We start from the raw sequence: 18,326 nt of genomic DNA, 5'->3' as shown, positions 1-18,326 counted from the left end.
GTCGCAAGACTGGAAGGCAGTTTGCAGGATAGAGGGCAATTCACAAGAGTGGACAATTTGTAATCAAGGGAGGTCATGGAGTATGGATTGGGGCAGAGCTAAAAATGTGCTGATTTACGCTTTTTTGCTGCTGAATTTAGTGCTGGGCTATCAGCTCTGGAATGACCTGAGGGAGCAGGCCGACTCCAATCCCGACCTTACCTCGCTGGAAATCAGTACGCAGAAGGTTATGGAGAGTAAGCGCATCAAGGTACTCGCGCAAATTCCGAGCGACACGCCGCAGCTGCGCAAAATTTCCTATCGCTTCGTCAATGGGCAGCAAAGCCATAAAGTTGTCGAGCTGCCGGCGCCTGTGGACAGCAGGCTGATCTTTACGCCGAAGGAGCTGGTCAATGCGCTGCGTCCGAGCCTGCCGGATATCGGAAATTACCGTTATGACGAATGGGCCGGAAGCGAGAACATATTCGTACTGCATCCGCTCGTGGACGGAAAGTGGCCGCTCTTTAAAATCAATCTGGAGCTGCATTACAGCAATCAGAAAATCCTGTCTTACCGCCAGGATTTAATTGAAATCAACGAATCAGCGGATGAGAAGGAGCAGCAGGTGCTGTCTGCTTCGAAGGCACTGGGCAATCTTATTGAGAATTTTTTGCCGGAGGGTGCCGTAGTGACGAGTATTGAGCTCGGTTATTACGGTCAGGTGTTCGATTCGGACGCCGATCTGCCGGCTTCGCCGGCATGGCGTTTCCTGCTGGAGAGCGGAGAGGAATATTACGTGCAGGGCATTAGCGGGGACGTCATCAGTCCTAACACGAAGGAATCGAAGGAGTAATGGGGAATATGGGTTTACAATTTACGGTACTGTCGAGCGGATCTACCGGGAATGCGACGGTGGTGACGGACGGAGAGGTTACACTGATGATCGACGCGGGGTTCAGTGCCCGCCGCATAGATGAGCTGCTGCTGGAGCGCGGATTGACCGGCGAGAATCTGACGGGCATTCTGGTGACACATGAGCATTCCGACCATATCAAGGGACTTGGGGCAGTAGCGAGGAAATATAATTTGCCCATTTACGCCAATGAGAAGACGTGGCAGGCGATGGAGAAGTCGATTGGCAGCATTGCCGAGGAGAACCGGCGGCTCCTTGCCACCGGCGAGGCCCGCGATTTCGGATCGATGCGGGTGCAGTCGTTCGGTATTTCGCATGATGCCGCAGAGCCTGTCGGTTATACCTTCAGCGACGGCCGGGAGAAGCTGAGCGTCTGCACGGATTTGGGCTATGCAAGCGATAAAGTAAAGCAGGCAATTGCTGATTCGGATGTGCTCGTCCTTGAGGCGAATCACGATATCGAAATGCTGCGCATGGGACGCTACCCCTGGAACATCAAGCGTCGTATTCTTGGCGATATGGGCCACTTGTCGAATGAAGCGTCAGGCGAGGTGCTCAGCGAGCTGCTGAACGGCCGCATGAAGCGCACTTATCTGGCTCATCTGAGCAAGGAGCATAACATGCTGGATCTGGCTAAAATGTCAGTTCGCAGCGCTATGGAGGATCGCGGGTGCTTCTACCGGGACAGTGAGTTCCGCCTGTGCGACACCTATGCGGATCGTCCTACGCCGTGGGATAGGGTGGGCGAGCCTTAGCATGGTCCAACTCGGAGGTCTTCTGTGCGATCTCTTCGCGGCTAAGGACGCCCTTCTCGACGAGCAGCTCCATCATCGCGCCAAGGGCGAGCAGCTGCCGATACTGATCTTCCTTGAGATCGGCCAGCTTCGCTAGAATATTGACCTCATTCATCGGGGAGAAATAAGAATCCATAATCATCCTCCTTAAGTTGAAATTGCCGGCATTTCCCTTAATGGAAAAACCTTCAGGAACGCGCCTTATATGGTAAAATGAATCTATGAAACTATCGCTTGAAAAACTATTGCTAAAAGCGGTCTGTCTTTATTGAAGGTACATTCGATCAACGTTTTTCTTCTTAGTCTAGTCTTTTAAGGAAGGAATCATTCCTGATGTCTTGAAAAAGTTGAAGAAATGCGGAACCACCAGCAACTTCATACTGAACCGTCTCGTTAGAAGCTAGGGGTTTGTACGGACATATGGCTTTGCCTACCGGGAATAAGGTGAAGTAGAGCTTCATTTCAGGTTGCAGGCATGAGATGAATCGGGAGCGAATAGCCTGGGAGCAGAGTCACGGAGGGAGAGAGTTCGGATGGGATTGTTTGATGACGAGTTTTATTCCACGAAGGTATCGCGGCGGCATGAACGGCGGACGGAGAGCCCACGCGGGTGGAAAAAACGGAAGCGCGGCTCGGGATGGTCTACACTGCAGGTTTCGATCGTCTCATCCGTCCTCAGCGCGATTGTCGCGGTGCTGCTGTTCAGCTTAATTACGGGTCTTCCTTCCTCCAAGGCCAGATACGGTTCGGGCGGAGGGGCTACTTTTGGCTGGGGTCCTGATCCTTTCAGCCGAATTAGCACCGCTGCCGCGAAGGTCGGGCCGACGGTCGTTAGCATTCTGAACCATAGCGAGCTGTCGGGAGGAGATCCGGAGCAAGCCGCGCTTGGATCCGGGGTTATTTTTAAGAAGGAGAAGGGCAAGGCCTTTATTATTACGAATGCACATGTCATTTACGGAGCGAGTGATTTGGAAATCCTCACGAGTAACGGGGAATCGAAGAAAGCTACGGTTGTAGGCGAGGATGCCATTAGCGACATTGCGGTTCTGGAGGTCGATGATAAGGGGATTACTTCGGTAATTGCATTAGGTGACTCCAAGACTCTGCAGCCGGGGGAGACCGTACTGGCTGTAGGCAATCCGCTGGGACTCGGGGGGACGCTGACTTCTGGCATTGTCAGCTATACAAGCCGAGTGATACCTGTATCGGTCAACCAGGACGGCAATTATGACTGGGAGCAGGAAGTGATTCAGACGGATGCGGCGATTAACGACGGAAATAGCGGCGGAGCGCTGGTCAATCTGAACGGTGAGCTGATCGGGATCAATACGATGAAGATTGCTGATATGGGCGTGGAAGGCCTTGGGTTTGCCATCCCGGTCAGCGAGGTCATGAAGACGGTCAATGATTTGATGGAGCATGGGAAGGTAGTGCGTCCGTATTTAGGCGTGTACACCCTTGATTTGAACAATCCATTCTCCGTGCTGACCGAGGAGGATCGCCGGGAGCTGCTGCTGCCGGAGGATGTGGAGGATGGCGTCATCGTGCTTGAAGCTCATGGCCCGGCGAAGGCGGCGGGGCTGAAGCTGAATGATGTCATCGTCAAGCTCGACAAGCAGCCGATTACGTCGACGCTCGATCTGCGCAGGTATCTGTACAGACATAAGAAGATTGGCGACGATATGGAGGTCAGCTTCTACCGCGATGGCAAGCTGCAGCGCGTGAAGGTCAAGCTGGAGGATAAGCCTGACGATAGCGGGCAGGAGGATGATTGGTACGAGATATACGATGAGGAGCATGATCACGATAGCGACCACGGCTTCGGCGAGCTGGAGCCCAGCCCTTAAGGGGCAGCAGCATAGGTTTGTGCACCGTGTGCACTGCTCCTTGCGGGTACGGTACGGTGCATGAAACGGTACGGTGATGGTCCGGGGATGCTTGGAGTCTGTATCGTTTAGGTTATTCAAAGTATGAAGAATATAGCGAATACGCAAGGGATCACATTACGAGGGCAGCCGCATTGCAGCAGGGTGAAGGAGTAATTGTGGTCCCTTTCTTGCAATTAGAGGAGGTAAACCCATGACAGTCCCGTTTGCGAGCAGAAGTAGAACGCATTTTCTTCAAAATATGGAACAGGCGCCGCTTGATTTGCTGATCATTGGAGGCGGGATAACGGGTGCGGGCATTGCCCTTGATGCGGTTACCCGCGGCATGAGAACCGGCCTGATTGACATGCAGGATTATGCGGCGGGGACGTCGAGCCGTTCGACTAAGCTGGTGCATGGCGGGCTGCGGTATTTGAAGCAGCTTGATATCGGTGTCGTAGCCGAGGTAGGCAAGGAGCGGGCAATCGTATATGAGAACGGGCCGCATGTGACGACGCCGGAGTGGATGCTGCTGCCGATTTATAAGGAAGGCACCTTTGGCAGGTTCAGTACATCGCTTGGGCTGAAGGTCTATGATTTCCTGGCCGGGGTAAAGCGGGAGGAGCGCCGCCGCATGCTGAGCGCGGCTGAGACGGTGGAGAAGGAGCCGCTGCTGCGCCGCGAAGGCTTGCAGGGCGGCGGGTATTATGCGGAATATCGTACGGATGACGCCCGGCTAACGTTAGAGGTTCTGAAAGAGGCCGTGGCCCATGGGGCGCTTGCTGTGAATTATGCGCGGCTGGAGCGTTTTGATTATGCGGGGGGGCGGATTGCAGGCGCAGAGATTGCGGATGTGCTCAGCGGCAGGACGTATATGGTCAAGGCGCGGCGGATCGTTAATGCGGCTGGTCCCTGGGTCGATGCGCTGCGGCAGCTCGACGGCTCGAAGCAGGGCAAGCGGCTGCTGCTGACGAAGGGGATCCATCTTGTGCTGGATCAGAGCCGGTTCCCTTTGCAGCAGGCGGTGTATTTTGATACGCCGGACGGCCGGATGCTGTTCGCTATCCCTCGGGACGGCAAGACCTATGTGGGCACGACGGATACGGAATATACCGGGGATATGATGCATCCCCGCATGACGGAGCGGGATCGGCAGTATGTGCTGGATGCGGTGAACGGCATGTTCCCTGAGGTCAGGATTACGGAGGAGGATGTTGAATCCAGCTGGGCTGGCATTCGCCCCCTGATCTATGAGGAAGGGAAGGGACCTTCTGAAATATCCCGCCGGGATGAGATCTGGCAATCCGAATCCGGGCTGATCACCATAGCTGGGGGAAAGCTGACAGGCTACCGGAGGATGGCGGAGACGGTGGTGGATCGGGTTGCAGCTCAGCTAGAGGCGGATGCTGATCGCGGCAGCGGCGGGGCGGACAGGGACAGAAATGGGAGTGTTGAAGGAACTAAAAGTTTCCATGAGGGCGCTTCGGGCAGCCTGGCTCAGACAGGCGGCGTTGCTGTATCTGTTGTGGGTGACGGTGGGAGATACCCGCCGTGCCGGACGAAGGAATTGCCGATTTCGGGCGGCCATGTGGGGGGAGCGACCTCTTTTCAAGACTATGTAGCGAAGAAGACTCGGGAAGGGACCGGCCTCGGCTTGCCTCGGGAATTGGCGGCAAAGTGGGCGGCCTGCTATGGGTCCAACGTGGATCGGTTGTTTGAGCTGGTGCGGGAGATGCGGCGGGCGGATGGATCTCAAGGGAAGCATTCGGTGGAAGCAATAGAATCGGCAGAAGCAGCTGATCAGGCTGGACTTGCTGGAATGATGGAATTATCTGAGGAGAATGTTTTTTCTAATGAGATTGATTTTCCAGATGGGATGGATACGACTGAAGCATCGCAAACACTCGGTAGTTCCCAAATTTCTAAGGCTATTCGGCTCCCTCTGGAGGTCCGTGTGCCGCTAAGGTATGCAATGGAGCATGAGATGGCAGTAACGCTGGAGGACTTTTTCATCCGCAGGACAGGGGCACTGCTGTTCAATGTGGATTGGGTGAGGAAATGGAAGGGGCCTGCCGCTGTATATATGGCTTCATACTTAGGCTGGAGCGCCGAGGAGCAAGCTCGTTATGCGGAGGAGCTAGAGAAGCGTCTGCATGAGACGGTTGTGCCGGAGGATGCGGAGTAATAGGAGGATGTGCTGGAAAATGTAGAGCCGGTGTATATTTACAGTACATTTTGTGCGGAAAGATGGTTCCTTTTTGCCCGGGAGTGTGGTAGAACTGAAAAGGGTATACTGTGTTTATCGTGGAACTGAATGGCGGATCGTGAGACGAGCTAGAGAAAGGATGCTTTCATTTTATGTATGTAGTTTGCAAAGATCATGTGGAATTAGCGATCGATATGTTCGTGGACGAGTTCGAGGAGGCGCCGGACATTGTCGATTTGGATCAGACGAAATTTATCGAATGGGATCCTCCTGTGACGTGCGAGCAATGCGAGCAGCGGGCGAAGTTTTTGATTATTTGATACGAGGCTAAGCCTTGAAGGTGCAGTGCGGCCCCTGATTGGGGACAAGGCAATTCATTTGGGTTCAATGCAAAGGTTAGCTTCAGCGGTGTGAACTTATCGAAATTCGTGATTGAATGTAGAGGGCGGCGTCTTCATCCTTGGGTATGGAGAGCGGCCTTTTTGCGTGGTGGGGCTGTGACAGGTAAAATGGGTGGATAGAGTGGAGCGGACTTATAGGTTATAAGAGCCAGCCCGGAGGTAATCCATTTGTAACGCTAGTCAGAATGTGATAGGGATTTATTAATTTACATAAACGATAAATCGTATAAGAGCGATGGAATCGCAAAATTTCAGCAGCCTGGATCGGGCAGGCTGGACAGGAGATGCTTGGAATGTTCATTCAAATTGTGGCCGTCGGCAAATTGAAGGAGAAGTATTTGGTACAGGGGATCGCGGAGTATGCGAAGCGGCTTGCCCCGTATGTGAAGTTTCAAGTCGTGGAGGTACCCGACGAGAAAGCGCCGGAGACGATGAGTGAGGCGGAGGTGCAGGCCGTGAAGGCACGCGAGGGGGAGCGCGTGCTGGCCCAGGTGAAGAGCGATGCGCATGTCATCGCTCTGGAGGTGGGCGGCGAGCTGTGGAGCTCGGAGGAGCTCGCTGCCGCGATCGACAGGCTCGGCACGTATGGGACGAGCCATGTCGTGTTTGTCATCGGCGGGAGCCATGGGCTCGCCGATGCGGTGCTCCGCCGCGCGCAGCAGCGGTTGTCGTTTGGGCGCATGACGCTGCCCCATCAGCTTATGCGGCTGGTGCTGGTGGAGCAGATTTATCGGGCGGTGAAGATCAATCGGGGGGAACCGTATCATAAATAAGGGCAAGTTTTTTTGCGGAGTTCCTTGCGGGGCATGGATTTGTATATATGTGTGCAGGTTTCGGGCCAAGGAAACGCAAGAAAAGTACATAGGGCAATCGTTTTTTGAGTAGAACATCCTCGTCACATCCCACGGAAGGAAGAGGGCTTCGTGGATGGGGGAGGGTCTCCGAGGCTGGGAAAGAAAAGTGTCAGAAGTGTCGATGCTGGCAGTTTATGCGCTTCTGACGGTACTTTCGCTTAGCGGAAAGAGAGATGCCCTAGATCACGATCGTGAAGGGTGAGGGGTACTTGCGTCTGGACAAAGAAAAAGCCCCGTCCACCTTGTCGGTGGAGGGGGCTGCGACGACGAGACATTGTCTGAGCGTCTCGTCGAATTCCAGTTAAATGCCTCGAAGCTTTTGGCCTTGCTGTACGGCTATCTGCTTCACTATGGTCTGTATTAGGGTCTTCTGCGTTTCGACTGGAGAGGTCTGAAGAAGCCCGTTGAAGTCGCTGAGTGCTTTGCGTACAAGCTGAAGCGGGATGGGCTCGGCTTGGTTTTCGTCCAACTGGCGTTCTGCTTCGGATTTTCGGTTTGCGAGCACGTCGTACTTCGACTTCAATTCGTTGATGCGCTCGACCAGCATGTCGTTATCGATCGTGTCGCTTTCGTAGAGGGCAAAGTACCTTTGCTTCTGGGAGTCTAGCGTTTTCAACTCGCGCTCGATTGCAGCTAGCTCTTTTTGAAGCGGAGCAACGCTCTTGCTCCGCGACTTGTTGAGGCTAACGACAATGTCGTCCAACAGTTTTGGCGTTTGTACTACCGCCGCGATCCGTTCGATGACGTAGCGTTCAGCGAAGTCCGCCTTCACCGAGTTGGAGTTACAGACTCGGCTCCCCTTGTTGCGGAAGTTGCTGCAAATGTAGTATCTTCGGACGACCTTCTCACCACTCTTTAGCGTGTCGTTGATTCGATGGGCGACAAGCGTTGCTCCGCACTGAGGGCATCTCATGAGCCCCGTCAGAAGGTAGATACCGTCGAACTTTCGAGGAGCGGAGACGGCCTTCTTCTTGTAGAACTTAGGCTTCCGTTCAGAATGACTTGACATGGAGCTCTCCATTAACTATGATCTATAACAATAAATGACAGTAATAGCTTAGACCAAGGAGCATGTTATCGAATTCGGCGGCGCAGAGAGGGACCCTAGAGCTGCAAGGTCTCCCCCGAAAGATACATTTCCCGCCTTGTGAGCTGCAACGGCGAATTCAAGTAACCGTTGCCGGTACCGACCGTTATTCGGATTGAGGATCGCCAAGAATAGGCGATCAAAACTAGGGTGGTACCACGACACATTCGTCCCTGACGAGTGTGTCTTTTTGTTCTTTAGTGCACTAAAAGGAGGTATGTTTATGCGTCAATCCCAACTATTTGCCAACACTTTACGAGAGGCACCAGCGGAAGCGGAAGTCGCAAGTCACCGACTATTGCTGAGGGCGGGCTATATTCGCCAACTTGCCGCAGGCATTTACACATACTTGCCAACGGGCTGGCGCGTACTGCGCAATGTAGAACGAATTCTACGCGAAGAGCTAGATAACGCTGGCGCACAAGAGCTTCTCATGCCATCACTTCAGCCTACGGAGTTGTGGAAGGAATCGGGCCGTTATAACGCGTATGGTCCAGAGCTAATCCGACTTACCGATCGGCATCAGCGGGAGTTTGCATTGGGTCCGACGCACGAGGAAGTCGTTACGATGTTGGTGAAGAACGAAATCAATTCCTATCGTCGGTTGCCTGTAACACTATATCAAATCCAGACGAAATTCCGTGACGAACGTCGTCCACGTTCCGGTTTGCTTCGAGGTCGCGAATTTCTAATGAAAGACGCCTATTCCTTTGATGCCTCATGGGAAGGACTGGACCGATCTTACCGAGCAATGTACGATGCGTACCATCGTATTTTCGAACGATGTGGATTGACTTTCAGAGCGGTAGAAGCCGATGCGGGATCAATCGGTGGCGAAGGTGGCACCCATGAATTCATGGCTCTAGCCGACATTGGGGAAGATACAATAGCGGTTTGCTCTCATTGCGGGTATGCTGCCAACGTAGAGAAGGCAACGTCCATGGAGGATCGTTTTGAGAGCAGCGAAAGTGAAATACCAGTGTATGAGAAAATCCACACCCCCGGAGTGCAAACGATCGAGCAACTTACCCAGCACTTACAAATTAGGCCCATTGACGTCATGAAGACACTCATCTACATTGCCGGTGGAAATCCAATCGCAGTCCTTGTTCGCGGAGACCATGAAGTGAATGAAATCAAGGTAAAGAACGCGTTAGGTGTCGACTCGGTGGCGCTTGCAGATGCAGAGACGACAGTAGCGGTTACACGTGCATCAATAGGGTTTGCAGGTCCGATCGGGTTGTCGATCCCCCTTCTTGTAGATGAAGCTGTAGCCCGGATGGAGTGTGGCGTAGCTGGTGCAAACGAAAGCGAATTTCATATAAGGAACGTCGTTCCAGGTCGGGATTTCACGGTTGAGCGCGTCGGTGATTTCCGTAACGTCAAGGAAGGTGAATCATGCTCTCGTTGCGAAGCAGGCAAGCTACGCTTCGTGAAAGGAGTTGAGGTTGGGCATGTATTCAAGCTTGGGACAAAATATAGTGAGGCATTAGGGGCCCGCTATCTGGACACGAACGGAAGAGAGCAACTGATGATTATGGGCTGTTACGGCATTGGCGTGTCGCGCATCGTTTCAGCAATTGTGGAACAGCATCATGATGAGCGCGGGATTGTATGGCCAACTGCAATTGCTCCCTACAGAGTGCATCTCATTCCTATCTCTATTAAGGACGATACTCAGAGGAAAATAGCGAATGATATGTACGATGCATTAAGGCAAAGGGGTATCGAAGTGCTACTTGATGACAGGGACGAACGGGCAGGCGTGAAATTCAATGATTCCGATTTGATCGGTCTACCTATTCGCATCGTCGTTGGTAAGGACTCGGTCCGTGGTAATGTAGAATATGTCGACCGCGGAACGAACGAGAAACAGCTACTTTCAATTGACGAAGCTCTTCTTCGAGTAAGCACTAGCGTTTAGGAAGTCTTCAAGGAAAGGGCCATCCCTCAAAGGATGGTCCTAAAACTTGCCGTTACAGGCAACGCGGAGAACCCTACTATAAGTAACGGCGAAAAATAGGGGGTGCCTGGCACTTCCTTTTTGTTGGAATTGTTCTCTCATTAAAAGAAATCTTCGCGTTTTTTCAATAAGCGAACGAATGAAATGCTTATTTTCGGAGTGAGGCATTATATCGGTGAGTGTATACAAACCATGTAATGCTTGCTGTTAATAATGCCGACGAAATCAAAGCTGTAAGAACACTATATGTTCGCCAAATAAGTATCGCTGACCAATCTAATGCAAAGCACAATATACACTGGACAATCGTAGCAACCAGCATAATAGCTGTTACGATTATTCGCTTTTTTGTCATTGGCTGCCGCTCATTCGTTTTCCTTCTGCGTAATCCTAAGAGAAAGAACAGAACAGCCAATAGGCAAAGAATAATTGTGGTAGACGACAAAATGATGTCCAAAAGCTGTGTGCCGCTTATTTCATATGACTGCGTCAGATTGCCGTCTAATATATCTTTAACTTTTAATACCAAGCTTCTATTGATATTTTCGCCGTTGGTCAGCAAGCAGATGGCTATTCGTTCATTTAGCAGTATGACCACTTCGGTTCCGAAATTGGGATTGCCCCCTGGGTGCTCTATCATCGTTTGGTTGGCGTCTACCGACCAGCCCGCCGCATAATACATTTTGTTGACAGCCGGAACAGACATATCACCCTGATGTGATTTTTCGATAACGGTATGGAATATTTCGGGTATGTCCTGCACAATACCCATCTGTATGCCCATCCAACGCGCCATATCTTTTGTATTAGAAATGATGTAGGCTGCGGGCTTATTCCCGGAATAATCCGGCGCGTTATATGGAGTTGTCCTAAAAAAGGAAGAACGGTAGCCCTGTGCCAACTGTCCGGTGGCTTGAGCATCTTCTTTATAAACATACGTCTGGTGAAGACCCAACGGCTGAAATACCTGTTCCTTCATAAAGTCTTCATAGCTTTGTCCCGACACACTCTCAATAACCAGACCTAATACGTCATAATTAACGGTCCCATAGTTATGCTGTTCACCGGGAGGGAACGCCAATTCAGCATCTACGAGCATTTCCACAGTCTTTTGCAACATATCTGGTGTATTGCCTTGTGGAATATTTTGAGTATGCCAAAAATTTGTTAGACCACTGGTATGGTGAAGAAAGTTATTTAGTGTAAGGCTTTGCATATCAACAGGTCTCCCTCGATACTTTAACGTAAACCAAGGCAAATATTCCTGGATAGAGTCTGACATTGACAGCAGTCCTTGTTCTTCCAGCAGCAGAATACCCATGCCGGTAAAAGCTTTACTTACCGAAGCCAGCTCATATAGAGTATTTTCACTTGCCGACAGTCCCCTTTCACGATCTGCGTACCCGGAAGAAAAGAAGAGCACTTCATCGTTCGCAAGTATGGAGATTGATATTCCCGGTACACCTGATATACGGCTTGCATCATCCAACAATGTTTGTATTGAATCAGATTGCGAATCTGATAATGCATAGCTTGGTGTTGCAAATCCGGTGAACAGTATAAGTAATGCAAGCATAAAGACAATAATTTTTTTCATAGTCTCTCCATTCCGAAATAACTCCCTTATGGAAAATATAAATAATCCGCAGTACGCCTTATTCCCCTAAAGTGTAATAAGATATATGTTATGAAGCTTATTAATGTAAAATCTTATTGTATGTGAAGAATCATACGATATAAAAAATTAGATTGCTATCATAATCTTCTACTTACTACGAACTATTTTGCTAGGAACACAAAAAGCCCCCTCTGCTTCATTCAACTCAGCATCCTTGTCTGGCTTGTCGAACGTTTTAATCACGTAATAATAGGTACTGCGAGGAATCGCTGCTAGCTCTAGAAGTGCCTTCAGCGAGAATTCGTTCCTTAGTTCATAGACTACTTTCGCTTTGTGTGGCTGTAGGGCGTCTATGCCATGTGATTCTAAGCTGATATATAGACCTTTCTAAAGGCCTTTTCACCGTGAAACAAGCTTATGGGAGATGCTGATTATGCACCGTTCAATGAAGCAATGTGTGTAAATGCGACGACGGCATCTATTTTCGATTATGCATTTATTCAAACAAGAGCGGCAGGACATAATGAATCTGAAGAAAGTTACAGGAACAAGGTAATAACGCCCTAAATCATCTGTTTGAGAAAAGCTATGACTATATTGTTTTATGGTTTGGGGAGGATATGTTTTGTCAGATGAATCTTCTAACGATCCTTGCCTATCTTGAACAGTCTCAGTATAAAGGTCAAGTTATTTGAAGTTGATCGATCAAATATTGTGAACCGTATCATAAGTGACGCCGAAATTGTTGCAGTTTTAATCCACGCAACAAAATGAGTTCTCATACAACTCATAAACGGCGAGCAGCTGCTCCGCAAGGCTTATCTCAGCGTTTGAAATCCATTTATTGTATGCCATATGAAAAATTTCTACTGCAAATCGCGCGGCCAGTTCTGACAGATTGCTATCATATTTGGCAGATAACGAGCTTGTGATAGACGCAATGAGCACTTGCCCCTTCAACAGCTCTCGTTCCTGCAGATCAGAGTGGCTCTGAATAATTTGATTCCGCGCTAGTACCCTCTCTCGCGAGCTTTCGAAAAACTCGGAATTCGATACAAAGCCTTCAACCGCTAGCTTCAGCGGTTTTGTCTCAACGTTTAAATTATCTGTGATAAATGCCGCTACCCACTGCCCCAGCTCATTGTTCGTGTCAAAAAGCACGTCCGACTTGTCCTTGAACTGACGGAAAAAAGTTCGCTCCGTCACACCCGCAAGACTCGCAATCTCCTGTACAGTCGTGTTTTCATAGCCCTTTTCCATAAATAATTTAACGGCCGCCGCCTGTAATTTTTCTTTGCTTTTCATGTTCATCATTCCTATTTATGTGGTTAATGGAATAAAAATAAAATAGTCAGTCTCTGACATTTTTTCTTGACATTAAAAAACCCACAGGTATACAATAACTTCAAATGTCAGTTTGTGACACTATTTTATCAAAAAGAGGGTGAATACACAATGAAAATAACAGTACTCGGCTCACTTAGCCATACTAATCGTTACTGCTTATCGCTGACGGACACGATTAGGCTTCCACGAACACACGGCTAACCGTCTTCGACGGAATGAGCCACCTACTACCACCTAGGCAGAGTCAAACTTGTAGGTTCGCGAAGGTTTTTACTGTTGCGTATAAGGGGGAGAGACGATGAACGAAACACGGACGGATATTGAAAACAGAGTATTTTTAATTTCCGGGGGAACATCCGGAGTAGGAAAAGCAATCGCAACGGGACTAGCCAGACTTGGCGCCAAGATCGTGATCATCAGCAGGAGTGCGGAGCGTGGGCAAGCTGCATTAAAGGATATTTCGGAAGCCACAGGCAACAACAGGGTAGATTGGGTGGCGGCAGATCTTTCCCTACAGTCATCGATCCGGGAAGTCTGCGACGTATACAAGCGGAAGTATGATCAATTGCACGTGCTTATAAATGCTTGTGGTGCAGTCTATTTTAAGAAGGAATTGACGGCTGAGGGGATTGATCGTATGTTCGCGGTCAATGTGCATAGTCATTATCTGCTGACTAACCAGTTGCTCGACATTCTCCAAGAAAGCGGTCCAGCGCGCGTCATCACAGTGTCGGGTAACCCTAGATTTATGAAGAATCCCATCATTAACTTCGATGATATTCAAATGGAGCACCAGTATAGCACGATGCGTGCAACCAGCCAGTCGCTGTTCGCCAGGACATTATTTGCTTTCGAATTGGCAAAGCGTTTGGAAGGAACGGGAGTGACCTCCAATGCTTTTTACCCGGGATTTGTGAAATCCAATCTTGCGAGGAACGCGCCTTGGTACTTGAGGGTCGCTGCACCTCTCATGAACGCAAGTGCAAAGCAGAAATGCGAGATCGGGGTTTATCTGGCGTCTGCGAAAGAAATAGAGCGCGCAAATGGCGTGTTCTTCGATGATAAGAAGCAGATCGTACCGATTCACACCAAGTATGAGGATGGAGCGGGAAAGAAACTGTGGACCTTGTGCGAAGGGCTGACAAATTACTAACCGAGCCGCTATCCTGTTAAAAATACATCTATCCAGAATTGGCCTGTAGAGAAGCACTTGTAAATACAATAGCACATAGAGATAATGTAATTCAAAATGGTATAGATATGACGAAAGGCCATTCGGCTATCTAGAGCAGTCGAGATCGTGCTGCACTCATAGCCAACCAGTGCGACTGCGGAAGACAGCCGCGCAGTTTCAAATTGTTAATACATGTGGAATCGGTCATATATGCCAAGAAGAGACCTTATCAAGAATAGTTCTCCATCATTTGATATAAATAATTGCGAAAGTCTTCAACATAAGTTTTGGGTTCTACAACTTTTAGATGAGTGCCAAAGCTCGCTAAGAATTGAAATCCCGTAGGGTTTTGGGGGACATAAATGGTTGCTAATAAAAATCCAGAACGATGATCTTCAATACTCCTTCGACCATACCTTTCGATGATTTGATCCCTTATGCTTGGCGATATCCATGCCTTAATCGCGACGAGTTGCGGTAGATAACTTACTTCGTGTCCTTGCGCTGACCAATCGTCTCTAGGGTGAAACGCATGTTCATCTACAGCAATATGATCAATCCGAGATAATTTGAATGTTCGATATCCCTGTCGATGTAAACAGAATCCTTTCAAGTACCAACTCGATTCGCTAAAATGCAGCTCATAGGGTTCGACTCTTCTATTCGTTACAGCCCCGTCCTTGTCCGTATAATCAAACGAAAGCAGCCTTTTCTTTAAAATGGATTCTTGACACGTCTTTAAGGTTTCAAGAATTTCGGACCGACCTTCCCAATCATAAAACGACAGTTGAATGGAACGATTCAGAGACAATGGACTGACCATGGCCTCTATTTTTTTAATTGTTCTTTCAACTTCTTCCGTAAGGAGGATTTGTTCCAATCCGCCGAGCGCAGTCAATATATTCTCTAAATCGGAGCTGCTTAACAGCCGTTTATCAACCTTGTATTCATCCATGATGCCGTAGCCGCCATTCACCCCATGAACAGAGTAGATTGGGATGTTCGATAAGCTCAATACTTCCATATCGCGAAGGATCGTTCGTTTGGAAACATTGAATAGTTGTGAGAATTCCTTTGCAGAAACAATCTCTTTTTTCAGCAAGATCATGATAATCGAAATAAGTCTCTCCACTTTGTCCATAATTGCCCTCTTTTTCTACATGATTTCAGAATGGTGACACTAAGCTGTCACCTTTTATCCATTATACTACATGTATCACAAGAAGGAGGTTTTGCTTAATGTCAGCGATCGCGTATTTGAATTTTGATGGGGTTACGGAACAAGCGATAGATTTTTATTCAGAGGCCTTACAGGCAACTGAAGTGAAAAAGGTTAGATACAAGAACTTTCCGCAAGATCCGAGCTACCCTCTATCCGAAGCGGAGTTGAATATGATTATGGAATCTTCGATCGAATTCGCGGGCGGGAAAATCATGATGTCGGATTTGCTGCCTTCCATGAAGAGCGTGACGGGTGAGTTGATGAAAGGAAACAATGTATGGATCAGTTTAGTCTATGAGGATAAACAAAAACTGGAGATTTACTTTAATCATCTATCGGCAGACGGTCATGTGATCACGCCGTTATCCAATACTCCGTGGTCATCCTGCTTCGGAATGCTGGTGGATAGGTTTGGGGTTTGCTGGAAGTTTAATAGTGACGCCGATAGGTTTCTTGATCAAGTGATTTTGAGCAGCCATGGAAATTGAAAGGTTGCTGCCGGCAAAATCGAGAAAAGATCTTCGGATTTGGCTGCAGGAAAACGGTAGGACTGAAAAGTCATGCTGGGTCTTGGTTTGTATGAGGCCTATTCCAGATAAGGTGTTATATTTGGACGCAGTTGAGGAAGCGCTGTGCTTTGGATGGATCGATGGAGTCAAAAAGAAAATTTCCGAAACAGAGTTGGCTCAGAGGCTTTCTCCTAGGAGCAAAAAGAGCCCATGGACGGAATTGAACAAAGAACGCGTCCGCCGCCTTGAAAAGTTAGGGATGATGACAGAAGAAGGAAGAAGGGTATTGCCTGATCTGGATCCCCGATCATTTAAAATAGATGAGGTGATTGAGCAGCGGATAAAAGAGGATCAGCAAGTATATGATCACTTCAGGGCATTTCCGAATCTATATAGAAGGGTTCGGATTGACACGATACAAAGTGCCAAGAATCAACCGGAATTGTTTAGGAGCAGATTAGATAAATTCATAACGAACACGAGAGCAAACAAAATGTACGGTCAATGGAATGATTTTGGACGTCTGCTCGATTATTAAGATGCTTTATAATATTCAAATAAGCATTTGGCGGCCATAGGGCCGCCATTCGTTTGAATTGTCTCTGCGGGCATGAATACTCGAGGAATCCGCGAAGCACTAGGACTTCGCGTTGCTAAAAGTCCGATCATGCCCAAGTGGCAATCGTATCTACTGGTAATCGGTAGGAAGGATAGCCTTCTTTGCTCGCTTTACCGATCGAAAGCAGCATGACCGGCTGGAACCGCTCCTTGTCCAAGTGAAAGACCTCCGCGATTCGATCCTTGTCATAACCCGCCATTGGGTTGGTGTCATAGCCGTGGGCGCGAGCTACAAGCATTAGTTGCATGGACATAAGGCCCGAGTCCAACGCGCTCCGTTTGTCAAAATAAAAAGCCGCTCCTGGAAGGAACGGCTTCGATTTTTATACTGAATTATTATACAAATAGAACAGTTGTAGCACTTCGGAAAAATTGCTGCAACCATAAAACTGACCTTTCGCACTATTGTTGAACGAATGAATCCACCATCCACTTGGAAAATGTCTCTTTATCTTCAAATTGTGGATAATGAGCAGATTGCTCGTATGTTATAAATTCCTTTGAACTCGCCTCAATTTGATCGAAGTATGCTTTGGCCGATTTTGCGGAAGTCATGTAATCATACTGTCCCATGATAAAATATACTGGTATCTCAAGTTTCGTAACGATTGTAGGCAGAGGCTCTGCAAGGGCTTGCCGAATTAAAATGCCTTGTGAGTAAGCTGCACCACGGTTATAACGGATGCGATCTAATAAGTTATACTCAGGTCCAAACCATAACCCTTGTTCCATATCCGCCTCAGCATCGATCAGTCTTGCGGCACCTCCATATTTGTGAACATATTGGCGAGGTACTAACGCAGTCCCGTTTCGGACTTGTTCGGTTAACCCTTGCAAATATTGAACGTCGGTCGTATTACCGCTTTGTTTCGCTTGATCAATCACATAATTCATACTATCCCATTCGCTATCAACAATATTAGATACCTGTCCGATGCCAATATAGGCTTCGTATTTATCAGGAGCTTGCTGTGCCGCCTGTATGCCAATATACGTTCCGGAGGAATGTCCGACGAGGATGACCTTCTCTTGATTCAAACGAGCCGAAATGTAATCCGTCAAAATCAATAAATCCTTTACTAATAGATCTGTCGAAAGATTGGAATAGTCCTCTCCAAAGTGATAAGATTTTCCGCTGGCTCGTTGGTCATATCGGACAACCGTAAAGTCCTTCTCCAGCAGATCTTGGTACTTGGTGGCATAGGGGATTTCTGAAACCGCCGGACCTCCGTGTACAAAAATAACAACCGGATTGCTCTTATCCTGACCTCGTATCAGAAGTTCATGACCTGTGCCGTTAATTTCGACTTGCTCAAGTATGCTTATGCTGTTTTTGCCCTCTATCTTGGGAGTCCAAGTGGGAAAAAACAACGCTAACCCAACAAGCAATATAATAGCTGCCCCCGAATATACCAACATCCTTCTCACCTTTTTGATAATCTCACCTCATTAATAAGAGTAGTTTTATTAACTCAACTTTCGTAACATGAAATAGGCAGATATGCCTTGATGTAATTGGGCAAACCAGCGATCCATTGCTGTAATTGACGTTGAATGATTGCTGTCATCCGCTTACCAGCTCTCGAGGCAATTTCATTGATCATATCGACCAATTGCTGAAGAGCAACTGCCCAATCGATTGTACCAACTTCATCGCAAAGCAAATAAAACAGTCGCCAAAAGATCGCTGATCCGTACTCTGCCGGTGCTGCCAAGCAAGCAGGATGTAACGTGAAAAAACAATTGTCGGGTAGTTGATCGAGAGGTGCGAAAGTT

The 18,326-nt window shown here is 48.5% G+C and carries 16 protein-coding genes and 4 pseudogenes; 11 read left to right on the top strand and 9 right to left on the bottom strand.

Going from position 1 to position 18,326, the window contains the following annotated elements; translation table 11 throughout:
• The first annotated feature begins 82 nt into the window (after positions 1 to 82).
• Both yycI and BN2762_RS07585 read left to right on the top strand, forming a co-directional pair.
• Entirely contained in the window at positions 83 to 832 is a 750-nt protein-coding gene (gene yycI, locus BN2762_RS07590; RefSeq protein WP_055106402.1) for a two-component system regulatory protein YycI, read from the top strand.
• Positions 833 to 840: 8 nt separating this feature from the next.
• Entirely contained in the window at positions 841 to 1,647 is an 807-nt protein-coding gene (locus tag BN2762_RS07585) for an MBL fold metallo-hydrolase (RefSeq protein ID WP_055106401.1), read from the top strand.
• On the opposite strand, the gene BN2762_RS07580 is transcribed toward BN2762_RS07585, so the two are convergent.
• Complete coding sequence (locus BN2762_RS07580) at positions 1,616 to 1,822, bottom strand: hypothetical protein (RefSeq protein ID WP_055106400.1); 207 nt, start codon at positions 1,820 to 1,822, stop codon at positions 1,616 to 1,618. The genes BN2762_RS07585 and BN2762_RS07580 overlap by 32 nt on opposite strands.
• A 397-nt stretch (positions 1,823 to 2,219) precedes the next feature.
• Between BN2762_RS07580 and BN2762_RS07575 the strand changes: the two genes are divergently transcribed.
• From BN2762_RS07575 to rlmH, 4 genes are all read left to right on the top strand, one after another.
• The gene (locus BN2762_RS07575; protein ID WP_083484802.1) at positions 2,220 to 3,533 is read left to right on the top strand and encodes a S1C family serine protease; all 1,314 of its coding nucleotides are present in this window, start codon (positions 2,220 to 2,222) and stop codon (positions 3,531 to 3,533) included.
• Positions 3,534 to 3,765: 232 nt separating this feature from the next.
• Positions 3,766 to 5,736, top strand: a complete 1,971-nt coding sequence (locus BN2762_RS28135) for a glycerol-3-phosphate dehydrogenase/oxidase (protein ID WP_055106399.1) — start codon at positions 3,766 to 3,768, stop codon at positions 5,734 to 5,736.
• 173 nt (positions 5,737 to 5,909) lie between these two features.
• Positions 5,910 to 6,077 carry a CxxH/CxxC protein gene (locus tag BN2762_RS25945; RefSeq protein WP_074048587.1) on the top strand — a complete coding sequence of 56 codons (168 nt, stop codon included), beginning with the start codon at positions 5,910 to 5,912 and terminating at the stop codon, positions 6,075 to 6,077.
• 374 nt (positions 6,078 to 6,451) lie between these two features.
• Entirely contained in the window at positions 6,452 to 6,931 is a 480-nt protein-coding gene (rlmH, locus tag BN2762_RS07565; RefSeq protein ID WP_055106398.1) for a 23S rRNA (pseudouridine(1915)-N(3))-methyltransferase RlmH, read from the top strand.
• A gap of 382 nt (positions 6,932 to 7,313) precedes the next feature.
• Here the strand turns inward: rlmH and BN2762_RS07560 are convergent, their stop codons facing one another.
• Entirely contained in the window at positions 7,314 to 8,021 is a 708-nt protein-coding gene (locus BN2762_RS07560) for a recombinase zinc ribbon domain-containing protein (protein ID WP_055106397.1), read from the bottom strand.
• A gap of 301 nt (positions 8,022 to 8,322) precedes the next feature.
• Between BN2762_RS07560 and BN2762_RS07555 the strand changes: the two genes are divergently transcribed.
• Entirely contained in the window at positions 8,323 to 10,023 is a 1,701-nt protein-coding gene (locus BN2762_RS07555) for a proline--tRNA ligase (protein ID WP_055106396.1), read from the top strand.
• 187 nt (positions 10,024 to 10,210) lie between these two features.
• Here the strand turns inward: BN2762_RS07555 and BN2762_RS07550 are convergent, their stop codons facing one another.
• Together BN2762_RS07550 and BN2762_RS28305 are read right to left on the bottom strand one after the other, a co-directional pair.
• The gene (locus tag BN2762_RS07550; protein ID WP_055106395.1) at positions 10,211 to 11,659 is read right to left on the bottom strand and encodes a serine hydrolase domain-containing protein; all 1,449 of its coding nucleotides are present in this window, start codon (positions 11,657 to 11,659) and stop codon (positions 10,211 to 10,213) included.
• Between the two features lie 216 nt (positions 11,660 to 11,875).
• Positions 11,876 to 12,013: pseudogene (locus BN2762_RS28305) on the bottom strand (IS3 family transposase); the annotation flags it as partial.
• A gap of 78 nt (positions 12,014 to 12,091) precedes the next feature.
• Between BN2762_RS28305 and BN2762_RS27565 the strand changes: the two are divergent.
• Positions 12,092 to 12,369 (top strand): annotated as a pseudogene (locus BN2762_RS27565) (AraC family transcriptional regulator); the annotation flags it as partial.
• A 64-nt stretch (positions 12,370 to 12,433) separates the two neighbouring features.
• Here the strand turns inward: BN2762_RS27565 and BN2762_RS07545 are convergent.
• Complete coding sequence (locus BN2762_RS07545) at positions 12,434 to 12,985, bottom strand: TetR/AcrR family transcriptional regulator (protein WP_055106394.1); 552 nt, start codon at positions 12,983 to 12,985, stop codon at positions 12,434 to 12,436.
• Positions 12,986 to 13,325: 340 nt separating this feature from the next.
• Between BN2762_RS07545 and BN2762_RS07540 the strand changes: the two genes are divergently transcribed.
• Positions 13,326 to 14,180 carry an SDR family NAD(P)-dependent oxidoreductase gene (locus tag BN2762_RS07540; protein ID WP_055106393.1) on the top strand — a complete coding sequence of 285 codons (855 nt, stop codon included), beginning with the start codon at positions 13,326 to 13,328 and terminating at the stop codon, positions 14,178 to 14,180.
• 250 nt (positions 14,181 to 14,430) lie between these two features.
• Here BN2762_RS07540 and BN2762_RS07535 read toward each other — a convergent pair whose 3' ends face one another.
• On the bottom strand, positions 14,431 to 15,342 hold the full coding sequence (locus BN2762_RS07535; RefSeq protein ID WP_055106392.1) for a helix-turn-helix transcriptional regulator: 912 nt from the start codon (positions 15,340 to 15,342) through the stop codon (positions 14,431 to 14,433).
• Positions 15,343 to 15,440: 98 nt separating this feature from the next.
• Here BN2762_RS07535 and BN2762_RS07530 point away from each other — a divergent pair, with 98 nt between their 5' ends.
• Positions 15,441 to 15,911, top strand: coding sequence for a VOC family protein (locus tag BN2762_RS07530; RefSeq protein WP_055106391.1), 471 nt, complete (start codon positions 15,441 to 15,443; stop codon positions 15,909 to 15,911).
• Positions 15,901 to 16,470 (top strand): YdeI/OmpD-associated family protein, encoded by a 570-nt coding sequence (locus BN2762_RS07525; RefSeq protein WP_055106390.1) that lies wholly within the window; start codon positions 15,901 to 15,903, stop codon positions 16,468 to 16,470. Before BN2762_RS07530 ends, BN2762_RS07525 begins: the two co-directional genes overlap by 11 nt.
• Positions 16,471 to 16,597: 127 nt before the next feature.
• On the opposite strand, the pseudogene BN2762_RS07520 reads toward BN2762_RS07525, so the two are convergent.
• The 3 genes and pseudogenes from BN2762_RS07520 to BN2762_RS27560 all read right to left on the bottom strand — a co-directional run.
• A pseudogene (locus BN2762_RS07520) lies at positions 16,598 to 16,819 on the bottom strand (nitroreductase family protein); the annotation flags it as partial.
• Positions 16,820 to 16,952: 133 nt separating this feature from the next.
• The gene (locus BN2762_RS07515) at positions 16,953 to 17,987 is read right to left on the bottom strand and encodes an alpha/beta fold hydrolase (RefSeq protein ID WP_055106388.1); all 1,035 of its coding nucleotides are present in this window, start codon (positions 17,985 to 17,987) and stop codon (positions 16,953 to 16,955) included.
• A gap of 35 nt (positions 17,988 to 18,022) precedes the next feature.
• Positions 18,023 to 18,309 (bottom strand): annotated as a pseudogene (locus tag BN2762_RS27560) (IS4 family transposase); the annotation flags it as partial.
• Between the last annotated feature and the right edge of the window lie 17 nt (positions 18,310 to 18,326).

The organism is Paenibacillus ihumii (assembly GCF_001403875.1).
In the GTDB taxonomy this organism is placed as follows: domain Bacteria; phylum Bacillota; class Bacilli; order Paenibacillales; family Paenibacillaceae; genus Fontibacillus; species Fontibacillus ihumii.
Note: the sequence above shows the minus strand (reverse complement) of the source record. Positions and strands in the feature narration are given on the sequence as shown.